Genomic DNA, 16,815 nt, shown 5'->3' with positions numbered 1-16,815 from the left:
GGGATTGAGGTAGATAGTGAAAAGATGGAGGATGCGTTATGCGTCATGGGGAGATATGGTTTTTGATGTTTGCAACTATAGTTTAATGCTCGTTCTTTGTGTCGTTATGCTTTATCCGATGTTGAATACATTGGCCATTTCTCTAAACGATGCCAATGACGCGATTCGTGGGGGGATTTATCTTTGGCCTCGGGATTTTACACTTTATAACTACAAATATGTATTAAAGGAAAATACGCTACTTAATGCGTTGCTCATTTCGGTTTTAAGGACCGTTTTAGGCACCGCCATCTCTGTTTTCTGTACAGCGATGGTGGCTTATGTCATCAGCCGGCCGGAATTTGTTTTTCGTAAGTTTGTCACGATTGCTTTTATCTTGACCATGTATTTTAATGGGGGGTTAATTCCTACCTATTTGCTGATGAGGGATCTCCATCTGATCGGGACGTTTTGGGTATATATTATTCCAGGCATTATTGGGGTCTTTAATTTGATTGTGATCCGTTCATTTATTGAAGGCTTGCCGAACAGCCTGATCGAATCGGCACGGATTGACGGAGCAGGGGAATTTCGGATATTTCTTCAGATTGTATTGCCCCTTTCCTTGCCTGTGCTGGCCACAGTTTCCTTGTTTGTGGCCGTGTATCAATGGAACTCTTGGTTCGATGTTTTTCTCTATAATTCTTCCAACCCCAATTTAAGCACCTTGCAATATGAATTAATGAAGATTTTGCAAAACACGAATGCAACGATGTCTGGAAAAACAGCGGCTGATGCATTTGCGAATGCTCATGCAGATGCCAACACTGTCACTCCATCATCCATTCGGGCCACAATGACCATCATCGCCAGTGTTCCGATCATCCTTGTCTATCCATTTTTACAAAAATACTTTATTAAAGGATTGACACTGGGAGGAGTGAAGGGGGAATAAATCTAATTAGTCAATGTTTCGGCCAGAAGGGCGATGAAAAACAACAGATTTACTCAACTTGTTGGAAATCAAAAGGAATAAACGGATGGTGTGACAAGGTTTTTCCATTTCGGAAACCATGCTGGACAGACGTGTTTTCCTTTAAATCATCGGTCTCCTAGAAGGCTGCGGAACACAGCGCTAGTTCGCTGAACAGCGGGATTCGCCAAAACGTCGATTCTTCGTTTAGGCTGAAAATGATTGCTCCCAGCCAAGTGATTTTCACAAGCGGAAAGCGGTACCAGGTTCTCTCATTGAAAGCAGAAATGGCAGGAAAAGAGAGGGGAGAGAAAGTGTTGAAAATCAAAAACCCCATCTTAACCGGCTTCCATCCCGATCCATCCATTTGCCGGGCGGGAGACGACTATTACATTGCGGTTTCGACGTTTGAGTGGTTTCCGGGGGTGAGAATTTACCATTCGAAAGATTTAAAGAATTGGCGTTTGGTGGCGCGGCCATTGAATCGGTTAAGCCAATTGAATATGATCGGAAACCCGGATTCCGGGGGCGTTTGGGCGCCGCATTTGTCGTACAGCGACGGGAAGTTTTGGCTCATTTATACGGATGTGAAAGTTGTCGAAGGCCAGTGGAAGGATGGGCACAACTATCTTGTGACGTGCGACACGATCGATGGCGAGTGGTCGGATCCGATTTATTTAAATAGCTCTGGGTTTGACCCGTCTCTCTTTCACGATGAGGACGGAAGAAAATACTTGGTGAATATGTATTGGGATCACCGCGTCGGCCATCATCCGTTTTACGGGATTGTGCTTCAAGAATACAGTGTGGAACAGAAAAAATTGGTTGGTGAGCCGAAAATTATTTTCAAAGGAACGGACTTAAGAATTACAGAAGGGCCGCATTTGTATAAAATCAATGGTTATTATTATTTATTGACGGCGGAAGGGGGAACGCGGTACAACCATGCGGCGACGATTGCCCGGTCGCGCTCTCTCTATGGTCCGTATGAGGTGCATCCCGACAATCCGCTGATTACGTCTTGGCTTTACCCGCGCAATCCGCTGCAAAAGGCCGGCCATGCGTCGATTGTCCATACTCATACGGACGAATGGTTTCTTGTTCATTTAACTGGTCGGCCGTTGCCAAGAGAAGGGCAGCCGCTGCTGGAACACCGCGGCTATTGCCCGCTCGGACGTGAAACAGCGATTCAGCGGCTTGAATGGAAAGATGGATGGCCCTATGTGGTCGGAGGAAACGGGCCTTCGTTAGAAATCGACGGGCCGAACGTTGAGGAAGTTCCGTGGGAAAAAGATTACGATGAAAAAGATGATTTTGATGGTGATACATTAAATCACCATTTTCAAACATTACGAATTCCTTTAGGGGAAGACATCGCTACCTTAAAGGCTCGTCCGGGACATTTGCGGCTGTACGGAAGAGAGTCGCTTACTTCCCGGTTTACACAGGCGTTTGTCGCCAGACGATGGCAGCACTTTCATTTTGTTGCCGAGACGAAAGTGTCCTTTCGCCCCACAACCTTTCAGCAATCGGCTGGTCTAGTAAACTATTACAATACGCAAAACTGGACGACGCTTCAAATCACATGGCATGAGGAAAAAGGACGGATTCTTGAATTGATGACATGCGACCATCTCGTGGTTGATCAACCGTTGCGGGGACGGGAGATTGTCGTTCCTGATGACGTTGAGTATGTGTATTTACGGGTAACCGTGCAAGCGACAACGTACAAATACTCTTATTCTTTCGATGGAATGAATTGGATTGATCTTCCTGTCACGTTTGAATCATATAAACTGTCGGATGACTATATCAAAAGCCGGGCTGCGTTTACCGGGGCGTTTGTGGGCATGCATTGTCGGGACGGTTCGGGGCAAAACAACTATGCGGATTTTGACTATTTTTTGTACAAAGAATTATAGAATACTTTGTTTATATGATAGACAAACAAATATGAAAGCGTTATAATAAAACTGAAACAAATCATTCTCGCTTATTTAAGGAGGACTTGGACATGGCGTATTTCCCGAATATCGGCACCATTCCATATGAAGGACCAGAGTCGCGCAATCCGTTGGCGTTTAAGTTTTATAATCCGGAAGAAAAAGTCGGCGACAAAACAATGGAGGAGCATTTGCGTTTTTCGGTCGCGTATTGGCATACGTTCACGGGGGATGGATCGGATCCGTTTGGCGTCGGCAATATGATTCGCCCGTGGGACAAATACAGCGGCATGGATTTGGCCAAGGCGCGCGTGGAGGCGGCGTTTGAACTGTTTGAAAAGCTGAACGTTCCGTTTTTCTGCTTCCATGACGTCGACATCGCGCCGGAAGGGGAAACGCTCAGCGAGACGTACAAAAACTTGGATGAAATCGTAGATATGATTGAAGAGTACATGAAAACAAGCAAAACGAAACTGCTGTGGAATACGGCGAACTTGTTCAGCCATCCACGCTTCGTTCACGGGGCGGCAACGTCATGCAATGCCGATGTGTTCGCCTATGCGGCGGCGAAAGTGAAAAAAGGGTTGGAGATCGCCAAACGGCTCGGAGCGGAAAACTACGTGTTTTGGGGCGGCCGGGAAGGTTATGAGACGCTGCTGAACACGGACATGAAGCTGGAGCTTGACAATTTGGCTCGCTTCTTGCACATGGCGGTCGACTATGCGAAAGAAATCGGCTTTGACGGCCAGTTTTTGATCGAGCCGAAGCCGAAAGAGCCGACGAAGCACCAATACGATTTTGATGTCGCGACGGCGTTGGCGTTCTTGCAAACGTACGGGCTCAAGGATTACTTCAAATTCAACATCGAAGCGAACCATGCGACGTTGGCTGGCCATACGTTTGAACATGAGCTGCGCGTCGCCCGCATCCACGGCATGCTCGGTTCGGTCGATGCGAACCAAGGTGATACGCTGCTTGGCTGGGATACGGACGAATTCCCGACCGACTTGTATGCGACGACCTTGGCGATGTACGAAATTTTGCAAAACGGCGGCCTTGGGCGCGGCGGCTTGAACTTTGACGCGAAAGTGCGGAGAGGTTCGTTTGAACCGGAAGACTTGTTCTACGCCCATATCGCCGGGATGGACAGCTTTGCGATTGGTTTGAAAGTCGCTCATCGCTTGCTGGAAGACCGCGTGTTTGAACAGTTCATCGAAGAGCGGTACAAAAGCTATACGGAAGGCATTGGCCGCGAGATCGTCGAAGGAACGGCGGACTTCCACAAGCTGGAGCAATACGCGTTGCAGCTTGGCGACATTCGCAATACGTCCGGACGTCTTGAGCGCTTGAAAACGTTGCTGAATCAATATTTGCTCGAAGTCAGCGCGCCGAGTGGATCTCGTTCGTGAAAGAGGGATGAGCGTGGAATATGTCATTGGCGTCGATTTAGGAACAAGTGCGGTGAAAGTGTTGCTTGTCGACCGCAATGGGCAAGTCAGAGGGGAATGGACCGAGTCCTATCCTCTCTACCAGCCGCATTCCGGCTATAGCGAGCAGCGCCCCGACGATTGGGTGGAAAAAACGATCGTCGCACTGCGCCGCGTCTGGGAGACGGCGGGCGTTTCCCCCGAGTCGATCGCGGGGATTAGTTTTTCCGGACAGATGCATGGGCTGGTGTTGCTTGACGGCGACGGGAATGTCGTGCGCAACGCGATTTTGTGGAATGATACGCGAACGACGGAAGAGTGTCGGGAAATTGAAGAAAAGGTCGGCCGCGACCAGCTGCTTTCCATTGCCAAAAATGAGGCGCTGGAAGGGTTTACGCTGCCGAAACTGCTGTGGGTGAAAAACCATGAACCCCACCTTTACGAGCAGGCGCGGGTGTTTTTGTTGCCGAAAGATTATGTCCGCTTCCGCTTGACCGGGCACATGGCGATGGATGTATCGGATGCGGCGGGGACGCTGCTGTTGGATATCAAAACGAAAACGTGGAGCGAGGCGATCGCCCGTGCGGTCGGCGTCGATCTCACGCTTTGCCCGCCGCTTGTCGAGGCGACGGCGTTCGTCGGGACGCTGCGCCCGGAGGTGGCCGAGCAGACGGGGCTGCCGGTATCGGTGAAAGTGTTTGCCGGCGGGGCGGACAACGCCTGCGGCGCGGTTGGCGCGGGCATTTTGGCAGAAGGCCGCATGATGTCAAGCATCGGCACGTCCGGCGTTGTGCTTGCCTATGAACAAAGTGGGGAAAAAGACTTCGCTGGACGAGTGCATTACTTCAACCATGCCGAGCCAAATGCTTACTATATCATGGGCGTGACGCTGGCGGCGGGCTACAGCTTTGACTGGTGGAAGCGGACGTTTGCGGAAGACGTGCCGTTTGCCGAGATCGTCCAGCGCGCTGCCGAGTCGCCGATCGGTGCGAACGGGTTGTTGTTTACGCCGTATTTGGTCGGCGAGCGGACGCCTTATGCGGACGCCGATATTCGCGGGTCGTTTATCGGCATCGACTCGCGGCAGACGAAATGGGATTTCGCCCGCGCGGTCATGGAAGGGATTACGTTCTCGCTCAACGAGTCGGTGGAGATCATCAAAGCGAGCGGCAAAACGATCGACTCGGTCGTCTCGATCGGCGGCGGGGCGAAAAGCGCCGAGTGGCTGCAAATCCAAGCTGATATTTTCGGCCTGCCGGTTGAGAAGCTGAAAAACGAACAGGGGCCGGGGCTCGGCGCCGCGATGATCGCGGCCTGCGGCGTCGGCTGGTTCGATTCGCTCAAGCAATGCGCGGATGCGTTCAAACAAGTCGAATCCGTCGTCGAACCGCGGCCGGATGCGGTCGCCAAGTACAAAGAGCTGTTTTCCATTTATCGAGAGATGTATCCGCACACAAAAGAGCTGGCCAAACGGTTAAAAGCGTTTCGGCCGTGACGACAAACTCCCTAAACCAGTGGATGGTTTGGGGAGTTTTTTGTTTGATCAGGCCACGGGGCAGGATAACACGCCATGCTTGTTGAAAGAAGAACTGAAAAGGGGGAAGCGAAACATGGACATTCGAAAAGAATTTGAACATCTTCAATATTTCTTTGACTCGTATTACAATCAGACGTTTTATAATGCTGATTGGAAGAACAGCTGTTGCAATTTCTAGCGGATGAGCCGAAATGGGTGGTTCGTGCCTTGAAGTTGGAAGTAGAGAAACTCGAACGCATCCATCATCGCAGCGATACGGAGACATGGGCAAAAATCGAAGAACTTGTCCATGAAAACAGCATGCGCTATTTTTCGTTTGAGGACGGCAAAATGTTTATCGAAGTGGCCAGCCGTTTGTTAAAAGATGTTGAATAAAGCGACCAATGCACAAACAAGCAGCCCGTTTGTTGGACGCCGGGGAACAGCGATTGGACATGGTTCGTGTCCGTCTATTGATCGAACCGCGGATAACATCTGTTTTTTGATAGCGGATAACATCTGTTTTTTGATAATAGTATTTGAGGTGTGAAACGGACTATGCTGGCCGGGTAGCTGCTGGCATCGTCAGACGCAAAGATTCGTTTGCCAAGGGGCAGGAAATCCCTGCACAAAGCGCGAAAAAAATAGGAGAGGGGCAAAACGGTTTTAGCTGAAAGAAGGGAGATACACATGTTCTCTACACTTCCCATCCCGATCATTCAAGCGCCGATGGCAGGCGGAGTGTCGACGCCCGCGCTGGCCGCGGCGGTGTCGAACGCCGGAGGGCTTGGGTTTTTGGCTGGCGGGTACAAGACAGCGGAGGCCATGAGGAAGGAAATTCACGAGCTGCGGACGTTGACGGATCGGCCGTTTGGGGTAAATGTGTTTGTGCCGGGGGACAAAACAGTGGATGAGGAGGCGGTCGAACGGTACCGTGTAGCACTGGCGGCGGAGGCGGAGCGGTTTGGGGCGTCAGTCGGCGAGCCGAAATGGGAGGACGACGACTGGGCGGCGAAGCTTGATGTGCTTCTTCAGGAGCGAGTGCCGGTTGTGAGCTTTACATTTGGTTGCCCGGACAAAGAAGTGATCGCTGCCTTGCAAAAGGCGGGATCGTTTGTGATCGTGACGGTCACGGCGGTGGAGGAAGCTGAAATGGCAGCCGAAGCTGGGGCGAATGCGCTTTGTGTGCAAGGGGAGGAAGCGGGCGGGCATCGGGCGTCGTTTGGCAACGATCCGGAACAAGATGAGGCGCTTGAGTTGTTTCCGCTGCTGGCCCGAGTGCGGGCGGCGGTCCGGGTTCCGCTCGCGGCGGCGGGCGGGATCATGGATGGGCGCGGCATCGCGGCGGCGCTTAAAGCCGGGGCGAGCGCGGTGCAGCTCGGGACGGCGTTTTTGCGCTGCCCGGAAAGCGGGGCGCATCCGCTTCATAAGCAGGCGCTTGTCGATCCGCGGTTTGTGGAGACGGCCGTGACGAGGGCGTTTACCGGCCGGCCGGCGCGCGGGCTTGTGAACCGGTTTATGGCGGAGTATCGCGCCATGGCGCCGGCGGCGTATCCGCATGTGCACCATATGACGAAGCCGCTGCGCGCCGCATCCGCCAAGGCGGGCGATCCGGAAGGAATGTCGCTTTGGGCCGGGACGGGATATCGGTTGGCGCGGGAGCTTCCGGCGGCGGAGCTTGTCGAAGAGCTGAAGAGGGAGCTCGAGGAAGCTTGGCGAGCATAGGAGTTTGGTTATGCGGATGGAAAGAAAACGCGTTCATTCTTCCGAAAAAATGTTGAATAAGGGGGAGAGAAAACCATGACCGCATCCCGCATCGTCTTTCCACCGCTCAGCTATGTCGGCTGGGGGGCGCTTACGCAGTTAGTTCCGGAAGTGAAAAGGCTTGGGGGCACACACGTGTTGGTGATCACCGATCCAGCGCTTGAAAAAATTGGCCTCGTCGAGCAAGTGACGTCCCCGCTCCGGCAAGCAGGATGCAGCGTGCATGTGTATACGGATGTTGTGCCGGAGCCGCCGCTTGAAACGGGGGAAAAGGCGGTGGCGTTTGCCCGCGGCGGAGAGTTTGATCTCGTCATCGGGGTCGGCGGCGGCAGCGCGATGGATTTGGCGAAGCTGGCGGCGGTGCTGGCTGTCCACGAAGGATCGGTCGCCGAGTATTTAAACTTGACGGGGACGAGAACGCTTGAGAAAAAAGGATTGCCGAAAATATTGATTCCGACGACATCAGGCACCGGGTCGGAGGTGACGAACATCTCCGTCTTGTCGCTAGACACGACGAAAGATGTCGTGACGCATGACTACTTGCTGGCCGATGTGGCGATCGTCGACCCGCAGCTTACGGTTTCCGTCCCGCCGCGGGTGACGGCGGCGACTGGGATCGATGCGCTCACCCATGCGGTCGAGGCGTACGTGTCGGTCAACGCGAGCCTGACGTCGGACGGCTTGGCGCTTCAGGCGATGCGCCTCATTGCCCGCTCATTGCGCAAGGCGGTGGAACATGGAGCGGACCAACAGGCGCGCATCGATATGGCGAACGGCAGCTACCTGGCTGGCTTGGCGTTTTTCAACGCCGGGGTGGCGGGCGTGCATGCGCTCGCGTATCCGCTTGGCGGGCAGTTTCATATCGCCCATGGCGAATCGAACGCCGTGCTCTTGCCGTATGTGATGGGCTACATCCGCCAAAGCTGCACGAAACGAATGGCGGACATGTTAAACGCCCTTGGCGGCAACTCAAGCTTTTTATCAGAGGAGGAGGCGTCGCGCCGCTGCGTCGAGGAGCTCGAGCGCCTCGTCGCCGATGTCGGCATTCCGAAGACGCTCGGCGGTTTTGGCATTCCGGAAAGCGCATTAGAAAGTCTGACGAAGGACGCCGTCCAGCAAAAACGGCTGCTCGCCCGCAGTCCGATGCCGCTTTTGGAAGCCGACATCCGCGCGATTTACCAAGCGGCGTTTGCCGGGGCGATCGTGGAACCGAACAACCAGTGAGAACACAAAAACAGGGGCTGCTTCAGGCTCCTGTTTTTTCTTTGGCTGTTGGAAATAGGGTCTCGCTCCTCAGGTTGGATCCCCTTCCGCTCAAGGGGTGACGTTTTTCACGTTTTCTTGATGGTGAAGCAGGAATTTCCACATCGTGGAGCGAACTCATATACATAAGTCCCCTAAATTCGACAAAAGACGATTCCAGTTCTTGTGAAGGGAGAGCGTTTATGTTTACGACTGTCATTACGCCGCGTGTGTCGGAGACGGACGGCGTCGGCCATATTAACAATACGACCGTGCCCGTTTGGTTTGAAGCGGGGCGGCATGAAATTTTCAAGCTGTTTACGCCTGATTTGTCATTCAAACGTTGGCGGATGGTGATCATCCGTATGGAAGTCGATTATGTCAACCAAATGTATTATGGGCAAGATGTGACCGTGTATACCGGCATTGAACGCATCGGCAACACAAGCCTCACGATTTATGAAGAAATCCACCAAAACGGGGTGGTGTGCGCCAAAGGGCGGGCGGTGTATGTCAATTTCAATTTTGACACCCGGCGGCCCGAGCCGATTCCGGATGACATTCGGGCGAAATTGCGCGAACATGTATGGCAGCCAGGCGAGTAGACGAAAGGGGGTGAGTGCGTGAAGGAGCATCATCTTTGGGAGCAAGTGAAAACGAAGCTTGCGCAAAAGCTGCCCGGCCCGTCGTTTGACACGTGGTTTGCCTCGACGTCGGCGACGGTGGATGACGATTGGCTCATCATCGAATGCCTCAACGACATTCAATGTGAATGGCTGCAAACAAGATACGGCGAACTCATCAGTGAAACCGTCCGCGAAGTGTTCGGCCGCGAGATGCGCATCTTCGTCTCTGTCCACGGCGAGCGGCAGAAAATCGAAGAGCGGCTCGAACAGCGATTCGGCGCTCCGATGACCTTCCGTCAATACGTCACCCGCCTTGAGCGGCAGATGGAGGAGCTGGAGCGGCGCATTGACCACTACGCGCGCATCATCGATGAACTGCTGGAATCCCGTCCGATTCACTGATGATCCCCTTAACGAGCAAACCTCCAACAAGAAGCGGCCTCCGCTCCATCAAGCGGAAGGTCGCTTTTTTATGTTATAAAAAGTTACATATTTCCGACAAATACGTATATTAATCTGATTTTTTATATGTTTTTTTGTTAAAATCGCGTTATATAATCTCACATAAAAAATGCATGCTTCATGTTTGACGTGATATGATGGGCACAGCCAAGGCAAAGGGGAAATTGTGAGGGTGATGCGAACAAGAACGGTCGGATTATGGGAGCTGTTGGTGATGACGATTTGGCTTTGGCTGCATCGATGACGATAAACAAGGTAACGAAGATGGAGGGATGGCGACGTGAGACGAAAACTCGTGTTAATCGGCAACGGCATGGCAGGGGTTCGCTGCATCGAGGAGATTTTAAAACTTGACCGCGAGGCGTTTGAGATCACGATTTTTGGCAGCGAACCGCATCCGAATTATAACCGCATTTTGTTGTCGAAGGTGCTGCAAGGAGATACGCGCCTTGATGACATTACGTTGAACAGTTGGGAATGGTACGAACGAAACGGCATTCGGCTGTTTGCCGGCGAAACGGTGACGGAAGTCGACATCAAGCGGCGGCTTGTCCGGACCGACCGTGGGCGGGTAGTCGAATACGATGAATTGATTTTCGCGACAGGGTCGAATCCGTTTATCTTGCCGGTGCCGGGGGCGGATTTGCCCGGGGTGACGGCGTTTCGCGATATCCAAGATTGCGAGCGGATGATCGAATATGCGAAGACGTACAAAAAAGCGGCGGTCATTGGCGGCGGCTTGCTTGGCTTGGAGGCGGCGCGCGGCCTGCTTCACTTAGGAATGGATGTCGATGTCATCCATATTTTCGACTATTTGATGGAACGCCAGCTTGATCCGACCGCTTCCAAGCTGCTGCAGCGGGAGCTGGAGAAACAAGGGATGAACGTTTTGCTTCGCAAGGAGACGGCCGAATTGTTCGGTAACGGCCGTGTGGAGGGAGTGCGGTTTAAGGACGGTACGTCCATTGCCGCCGACTTGGTGGTGATGGCGGTCGGCATTCGTCCGAATGTTGATTTAGCGCGGAGAAGCGGCATTGAAGTGAATCGAGGAATCGTTGTCAATGACTACTTGGAAACGAGCGTGCCGCACATTTACGCGGTCGGTGAATGCGCGGAACATCGCGGTGTTGTGTATGGGCTCGTCGCTCCGCTTTATGAGCAGGGGAAAGTGCTGGCAGAGGCGATTTGCGGCCGAAAAGGAAAGCCGTATGAAGGATCGGTCGTTGCGACTCAGCTGAAAGTGTCCGGTGTCGACGTGTTCTCGGCTGGTGAATTTATGGATGGCGAAGGGACGGAGTCGATCAAACTGTATGACGAAGCACGCTCGGTGTACAAGAAAGTCGTCGTTCGCCAAGGGAAAATCGTTGGGGCGGTGCTGTTTGGCGATACGAGCGAAGGTCGAAAGCTGTTCGATATGATCCAGCGCGGCGATTCGGTTGAGGCGCTCTCGCTGTCGCTGTTTGCCCAAGCCGCTTTAGGCGGGAAGGGAAGCCTTGCGGCGGCGATGGCCGACACCGATGTGGTTTGCGGCTGCAACGGGGTGACAAAAGGCGCGATTTGTCAGGCGATTGCCGAACACGGGCTTAAGACGGTCGCCGAGGTGCGCGACTATACGAACGCGTCTCGCTCGTGCGGCGGATGCAAAGGGCTTGTCGCCGAGCTGCTTGAGCATATGCTTGGTGAAGAAGCGAACCGGTATGCGGTGAAAGAAACGATCTGCGGCTGCACGGACCTAAGCCGTGAGGAAGTGATTGCATCGATCAAAGAAAAACGGCTGATGACGGTCAAAGAAGTGATGAGTGTATTGGGATGGAAAAACGAGGAAGGCTGTTCCAAATGCCGTCCGGCGCTCAATTATTACCTGGGCATGTTGTATCCGGGCGAGTACGATGAAGAAGCGGAATCCTTGTTTGTCAATGAGCGGCTGCACGCCAACATCCAGGCCGACGGCACGTACTCCGTTGTGCCGCGCATATATGGCGGGGTGACGACAGCCGAACAGCTGCGGAACATCGCTGATGTCGCGGAAAAATACAACGTGCCGATGATTAAGATCACCGGCGGGCAGCGCATTGACTTGCTTGGGGTGAAAAAAGAAGATTTGCCGCGCATTTGGGCCGATCTCGGCATGCCGTCAGGCTACGCCTACGCCAAGGCGCTTCGGACGGTGAAAACGTGCGTCGGCAAGCAGTTTTGCCGCTTTGGCACGCAAGATTCGACCGGGCTTGGCATTCGGATGGAACAAACATTTGAGCGGCTGAAAACGCCGCATAAAGTGAAAATGGCCGTCTCCGCCTGCCCGCGCAACTGTGCGGAATCGGGCATTAAAGATGTCGGCGTCGTCGGCGTCGAGGGCGGATGGGAGATTTATGTCGGCGGCAACGGCGGCACCCATTTGCGTGCAGCTGACTTGCTTTGCACGGTCAAGACGGAAGACGAGGTGATCGAGATGACTGGTGCTTTTTTGCAATATTACCGCGAGTCCGCGCATTATTTGGAACGGACGTCCAAATGGGTGGAGCGCGTCGGGCTCGAGCATATCGGCGAAGTGTTGTTCGATGTGGAAACGCGCCGCGCGCTGCTTGAGCGGCTTCACAAAGCTCTTTCCGCGACAACAGATCCGTGGCGGGACATCGTCGAAAACGAGAGACTGCAGCAACTGTTGTTCCGCGATATCGGCGACAAAGAGCCGGTGCCGGTGGAATGAAGGGGGATGACGGCGGGCGGAAAAAGTTGATGTTCCGCCGCCTGGATTGATCATGGGTTAGGATCAATGCTGGAACGAAGAGAGGGAAATGATGGCCATCGTCCAGCCGGAAACGAGGTTTTCGTTTGCGAAACGACGATTTTACGTTGTTGTTCATGAAAGTTTGTAAAGGAATGGCCAAACAGGATCAGACATCGATGCAGGGGGAGGACGAAGAGAGGATGAAGGTGGAAGTGGGAACATTGGAACAGCTGCCGAAGCGGCTCGGAAAATGCGTGCGGGTCGGGAATCGTGAGCTGGCGTTGTTCCGGACGGGTGACGATCAAGTATTTGCCGTTGAAAACCGCTGTCCGCATAGAGGAGGTGATCTGTCGCAAGGCATTGTCAGCGGCGAGTATGTGTTTTGTCCGCTTCATGATTGGAAAATTTGCTTAAGAGACGGTCAGGCACAGGCGCCGGATGAAGGGTGTGTCAAAACGTACCGCGCGGCGGTGAAAGACGGCTTGGTATATGTCGAGCTGTAGGAAGCGGGGGAATGGCGATGACGAACGAATTGCTGCGCTACTTTCGCGCCAAGGAAAAAGAACGGGCGTCAGAAACGGCTGCCGCGACGCAATGTCCGTTTTGCAGCGTCCAGTGCACGCTTCAGCTGGTGGAGGAGCGGATTGTAGAGCGGCGCCGCTACAAGGCGGTCCCGACCGACAACCCGACGTCCAACGGCCGCCTTTGTTTAAAGGGGATGAACGCCCACCAGCACGCTTTGCATCCCGAGCGGCTGTTGGTTCCGCTTGCGAAAGTGGACGGCCGGTTTGTGCGGGTCCGTTGGGAGGAGGCGCTTTCGCTGATCGCGGAACGAATCATCTCCATTCAGAAGGAAGATGGAGTCGATGCGTTTGCTGTTTACGGCGGCGGATCCTTGACGAACGAGGAGGCGTATTTGCTCGGGAAATTTGCCCGCGTGGCGCTCAAGACGCGGCACATCGACTACAACGGCCGTTTTTGCATGTCGGCGGCCGCGGCCGCGATGAACGACGCGTTTGGTCTTGACCGCGGGTTGACGAATCCGCTCTCCGACATTCCACTCGCCCAGACGATCATTTTGGCTGGGACCAATGTCGCCGAATGCCAGCCGACGTTGATGCCGTATGTTTACGAAGCGAAGAAGAACGGCGCTTTTATCATCGTGGTGGATCCGCGGGAAACGAAAACGGCGGCGTTGGCGGATCTGCACCTGCCGCTCAAGCCCGGAACGGATGCGGCGCTGGCCGTCGGCATCGGGAAAGTGCTGCTTGACGAAGGATATATCGATGAAGCGTTTGTGCGCGAGCGGACGGTTGGGTTTGCCGAATGGAAACAGCACATAGAAGCAGTGGAGATGGATGAGATCGTCCGGCTGACTGACGTGCCGGAAGAGAAGATTCGCTTGGCGGCGCGAAAGTACGGGGAGGCGGCCGATGCGATCGTGCTCACGGCGCGCGGCTTGGAGCAGCAGACGGACGGCTATGCGGCGGTCAGACAGTGGATCAACGTCGTGCTGGCAACCGGAAACATCGGCCGTCCTGGCTCTGGGTTTGGCTCGATCACCGGACAAGGGAACGGGCAGGGCGGGCGCGAGCATGGACAAAAAGCCGATCAGCTGCCGGGCTACCGAAGCATTGAGCATCCGCAACACCGGCGGTATATCGCAAGCGTATGGGGCGTTGCGCCGGATGAGCTGCCGCGAAAGGGGGTGTCAGCGTATGAAATGATGCAAAAGATCGATGCGGGCGAGATCACCGGGCTGTTGGTCATGGGGTCGAACCCCGTCGTCTCGAGCCCGAATGCGGCGTTTGTGGCCAAAGCGATGCAAAAACTGAAGTTTCTTGTCGTTGCGGATATGTTTTTGTCCGAAACAGCCGAGCTGGCCGATCTCGTGCTGCCTGTTTCGTCGTATTTGGAAGACGAAGGCACGGTGACGAACGTCGAAGGGCGGGTGTGCTTTCGGCCGGCGGCTCGGAAGCGTCCTGGGGAGGTGAAACATGATTGGGAAATTTTATGCGCGATTGCGCACAAGCTTGGCAAGGGCCGCTTCTTCCCGTTCACGTCAGCCGAAGAGATTTTCAATGAACTGCGGTTGGCGAGCCGCGGCGGCAAAGCGGACTATTATGGTGTGACGTATGAGCGGCTTCGGCGCGAACGTGTCTACTGGCCTTGCCCCGATGCGCATCATCCTGGGACTCCTCGGTTGTTTACGGAACGGTTTGCTCATCCGGACGGCAAGGCGCGGTTTGCGGTTTTGCCGTTTCGGCCGGAGAAAGAGGAGACGGATGAATGGTATCCGCTTTATTTAACGACCGGACGGGTGCTTGCTCATTATTTGAGCGGAACGCAAACGCGGCGGAGCCCGGCGCTTTCGGCGCGGCAGCCGGAGGCGGTCGTGGAAATCCACCCGAGGACGGCCAAACGATACGGGATCGGCCCAGGGATGCTTGTGCGCATTGAAACGCGCCGCGGTGCGGCGGTCGTCCGCAGCCGATACAATGACCAAATTCGCGAGGATACGATTTTTGTCCCGTTCCACTGGAGCGGCCTTGGGCAAATCAACAACGTCACATCCGATGAGCTCGATCCGCATTGCCGCATGCCGGCGTTTAAGCGGTGCGCAGCTCGGGTGCGGCCAGTGGTCGATTTAGGGAGAAATTGACTTGTGTGGTTCATTTCGCCGGAAAAAGCGCTCTCTTTTCCGTCCGCGGCGGGGAATCATCCCCAGCGGGGCGCGCGGACCGAGACGCGCCATAAGAAAAAAACTTCCCGGCAATACGGCGGGAAGTAGGTGGAGAAATCGCTTTCATTTCCATTTTAACATAACGAACATTCTGTGCCAAGGGGGAGTTGGGGGAAGATGGCGAGAAAATCGTTTTGGCGCGTCGGGCATGCGCCGACGCTTTTATCGTCGTTTTTGTATTTTGATATCAGCTTTATGATTTGGAACTTGCTTGGCGCGCTTGGTGTATTTGTCGCTGAGTCGTTTGCGCTCACGCCGGCGGAAAAAGGGATGATGGTCGCCATTCCCGTGTTGGGCGGGGCGCTGCTTCGCATTCCGATGGGGATGCTCGCCGACCGCTGGGGCGGGAAGCGGGCCGGTCTGCTTGGCATGGCGGTGACGGCTATGCCGCTTGTGTGGGGCTGGCGGTTTGCAGATCAGATGACGGATGTGTATGCGCTCGGATTTTTATTAGGGGTGGGCGGAGCCAGCTTTGCCGTTGCGTTGCCGCTTGCGAGCCGCTGGTATCCGAAAGAATATCAAGGGCTGGCCATGGGGATCGCTGGGGCCGGAAACAGCGGGACGGTGCTGGCAACGCTGTTTGGCCCGCGGCTGGCGGAGGCGTATGGGTGGAACGCGGTGTTCGGATTGGCGCTCGTCCCGCTAGTTGTTGTCTTTTTTCTATTCGCTTGGCTGGCGCGTGAATGTCCAACAGCGGTGAAACCCGTTTCGTTGCGTGAATACGGAGCCGTTCTCCGTCGAAAAGAAGCATGGCTGTTTTGTTTCTTCTACAGCTTGTCATTCGGCGGATTTGTCGGGCTGACGGGTTACTTGGGCATTTTCTTCTTTGATGAATACGGCGTCAGCAAAGTCACGGCCGGCGATTTCGTCACCGCCGTCGTGTTTGCGGGCAGTTTCATCCGGCCGATTGGCGGCTATATCGCCGACCGGATCGGGGGAATGCGGCTTCTTTCCTTGTTGTTTGCCGCTGGGACTTTGTTGCTGGCTTGCATCGGTACATTGCCGTCTCTTTTCGTCCTGTTCGGATTGATGGTTGCTCTTTTCCTTTGTTTTGGCGCGGCGAACGGTGCGTTGTTCCAAGTTGTTCCGACGTGGTTTCCGAAAGAGGTTGGCTTGTTGACGGGCATCATTGGCGCCGCTGGCGGACTGGGAGGGTTTTTGCTGCCGAACGTGCTCGGGGTGATGAAGCAGTGGACCGGTTCTTCGGCGTATGGGTTTTGGATGCTGGTCTTCGTTTTCATGGCCGCGGTAATGGCTGCTCGCCGCCTTCAAGGAACTACGGTTGCGGTCGAATCGTTCTCTCAAAAAGCAGCAGAATGAATAGGGTAACCCAAAGAGACGCTGCAAACTTTCAAAGGAAATCGTTTGATTGAACGAAAAAACTGGTGGAACACAGTCCTTTCTTTAGGTTG

Annotated in this window: 13 protein-coding genes; all 13 read left to right on the top strand. The window is 54.3% G+C overall.

From position 1 onward, the window contains the following. Positions 1-31 precede the first annotated feature (31 nt). The 13 genes from GHH_RS09435 to GHH_RS09375 all read left to right on the top strand — a co-directional run bounded on the left by GHH_RS09435 (position 32) and on the right by GHH_RS09375 (position 16,723). Positions 32-934, top strand: coding sequence for a carbohydrate ABC transporter permease (locus GHH_RS09435; RefSeq protein WP_041470496.1), 903 nt, complete (start codon positions 32-34; stop codon positions 932-934). A gap of 332 nt (positions 935-1,266) precedes the next feature. After that, the gene (locus GHH_RS09430) at positions 1,267-2,874 is read left to right on the top strand and encodes a glycoside hydrolase family 43 protein (RefSeq protein ID WP_041470495.1); all 1,608 of its coding nucleotides are present in this window, start codon (positions 1,267-1,269) and stop codon (positions 2,872-2,874) included. 92 nt (positions 2,875-2,966) lie between these two features. Further along, positions 2,967-4,304, top strand: a complete 1,338-nt coding sequence (gene xylA / locus GHH_RS09425; RefSeq protein ID WP_015374960.1) for a xylose isomerase — start codon at positions 2,967-2,969, stop codon at positions 4,302-4,304. Positions 4,305-4,317: 13 nt separating this feature from the next. Continuing rightward, the gene (gene xylB / locus GHH_RS09420) at positions 4,318-5,817 is read left to right on the top strand and encodes a xylulokinase (RefSeq protein WP_015374959.1); all 1,500 of its coding nucleotides are present in this window, start codon (positions 4,318-4,320) and stop codon (positions 5,815-5,817) included. A 249-nt stretch (positions 5,818-6,066) separates the two neighbouring features. Beyond that, positions 6,067-6,234 carry a hypothetical protein gene (locus GHH_RS19520; protein ID WP_223810916.1) on the top strand — a complete coding sequence of 56 codons (168 nt, stop codon included), beginning with the start codon at positions 6,067-6,069 and terminating at the stop codon, positions 6,232-6,234. 294 nt (positions 6,235-6,528) lie between these two features. Beyond that, the gene (locus GHH_RS09410) at positions 6,529-7,563 is read left to right on the top strand and encodes a nitronate monooxygenase (protein WP_015374957.1); all 1,035 of its coding nucleotides are present in this window, start codon (positions 6,529-6,531) and stop codon (positions 7,561-7,563) included. Positions 7,564-7,638: 75 nt separating this feature from the next. Further along, entirely contained in the window at positions 7,639-8,826 is a 1,188-nt protein-coding gene (locus GHH_RS09405) for an iron-containing alcohol dehydrogenase (RefSeq protein WP_015374956.1), read from the top strand. Positions 8,827-9,047: 221 nt separating this feature from the next. After that, positions 9,048-9,449, top strand: coding sequence for a thioesterase family protein (locus GHH_RS09400; RefSeq protein WP_015374955.1), 402 nt, complete (start codon positions 9,048-9,050; stop codon positions 9,447-9,449). A gap of 18 nt (positions 9,450-9,467) precedes the next feature. Further along, complete coding sequence (locus GHH_RS09395) at positions 9,468-9,872, top strand: DnaA N-terminal domain-containing protein (protein ID WP_014195972.1); 405 nt, start codon at positions 9,468-9,470, stop codon at positions 9,870-9,872. A 340-nt stretch (positions 9,873-10,212) separates the two neighbouring features. After that, positions 10,213-12,639 (top strand): nitrite reductase large subunit NirB, encoded by a 2,427-nt coding sequence (nirB, locus tag GHH_RS09390; RefSeq protein WP_015374954.1) that lies wholly within the window; start codon positions 10,213-10,215, stop codon positions 12,637-12,639. Between the two features lie 221 nt (positions 12,640-12,860). Continuing rightward, a complete protein-coding gene (gene nirD / locus GHH_RS09385) occupies positions 12,861-13,163 on the top strand; it encodes a nitrite reductase small subunit NirD (protein ID WP_033006119.1) in 303 nt (100 codons plus the stop codon). An 11-nt stretch (positions 13,164-13,174) separates the two neighbouring features. Continuing rightward, complete coding sequence (locus GHH_RS09380; protein WP_015374952.1) at positions 13,175-15,322, top strand: molybdopterin oxidoreductase family protein; 2,148 nt, start codon at positions 13,175-13,177, stop codon at positions 15,320-15,322. A gap of 198 nt (positions 15,323-15,520) precedes the next feature. After that, entirely contained in the window at positions 15,521-16,723 is a 1,203-nt protein-coding gene (locus tag GHH_RS09375) for a NarK/NasA family nitrate transporter (RefSeq protein ID WP_015374951.1), read from the top strand. Positions 16,724-16,815 lie beyond the last annotated feature (92 nt).

This window comes from Geobacillus sp. GHH01, assembly GCF_000336445.1.
Lineage (GTDB): Bacteria > Bacillota > Bacilli > Bacillales > Anoxybacillaceae > Geobacillus > Geobacillus zalihae.
Note: the sequence above shows the minus strand (reverse complement) of the source record. Positions and strands in the feature narration are given on the sequence as shown.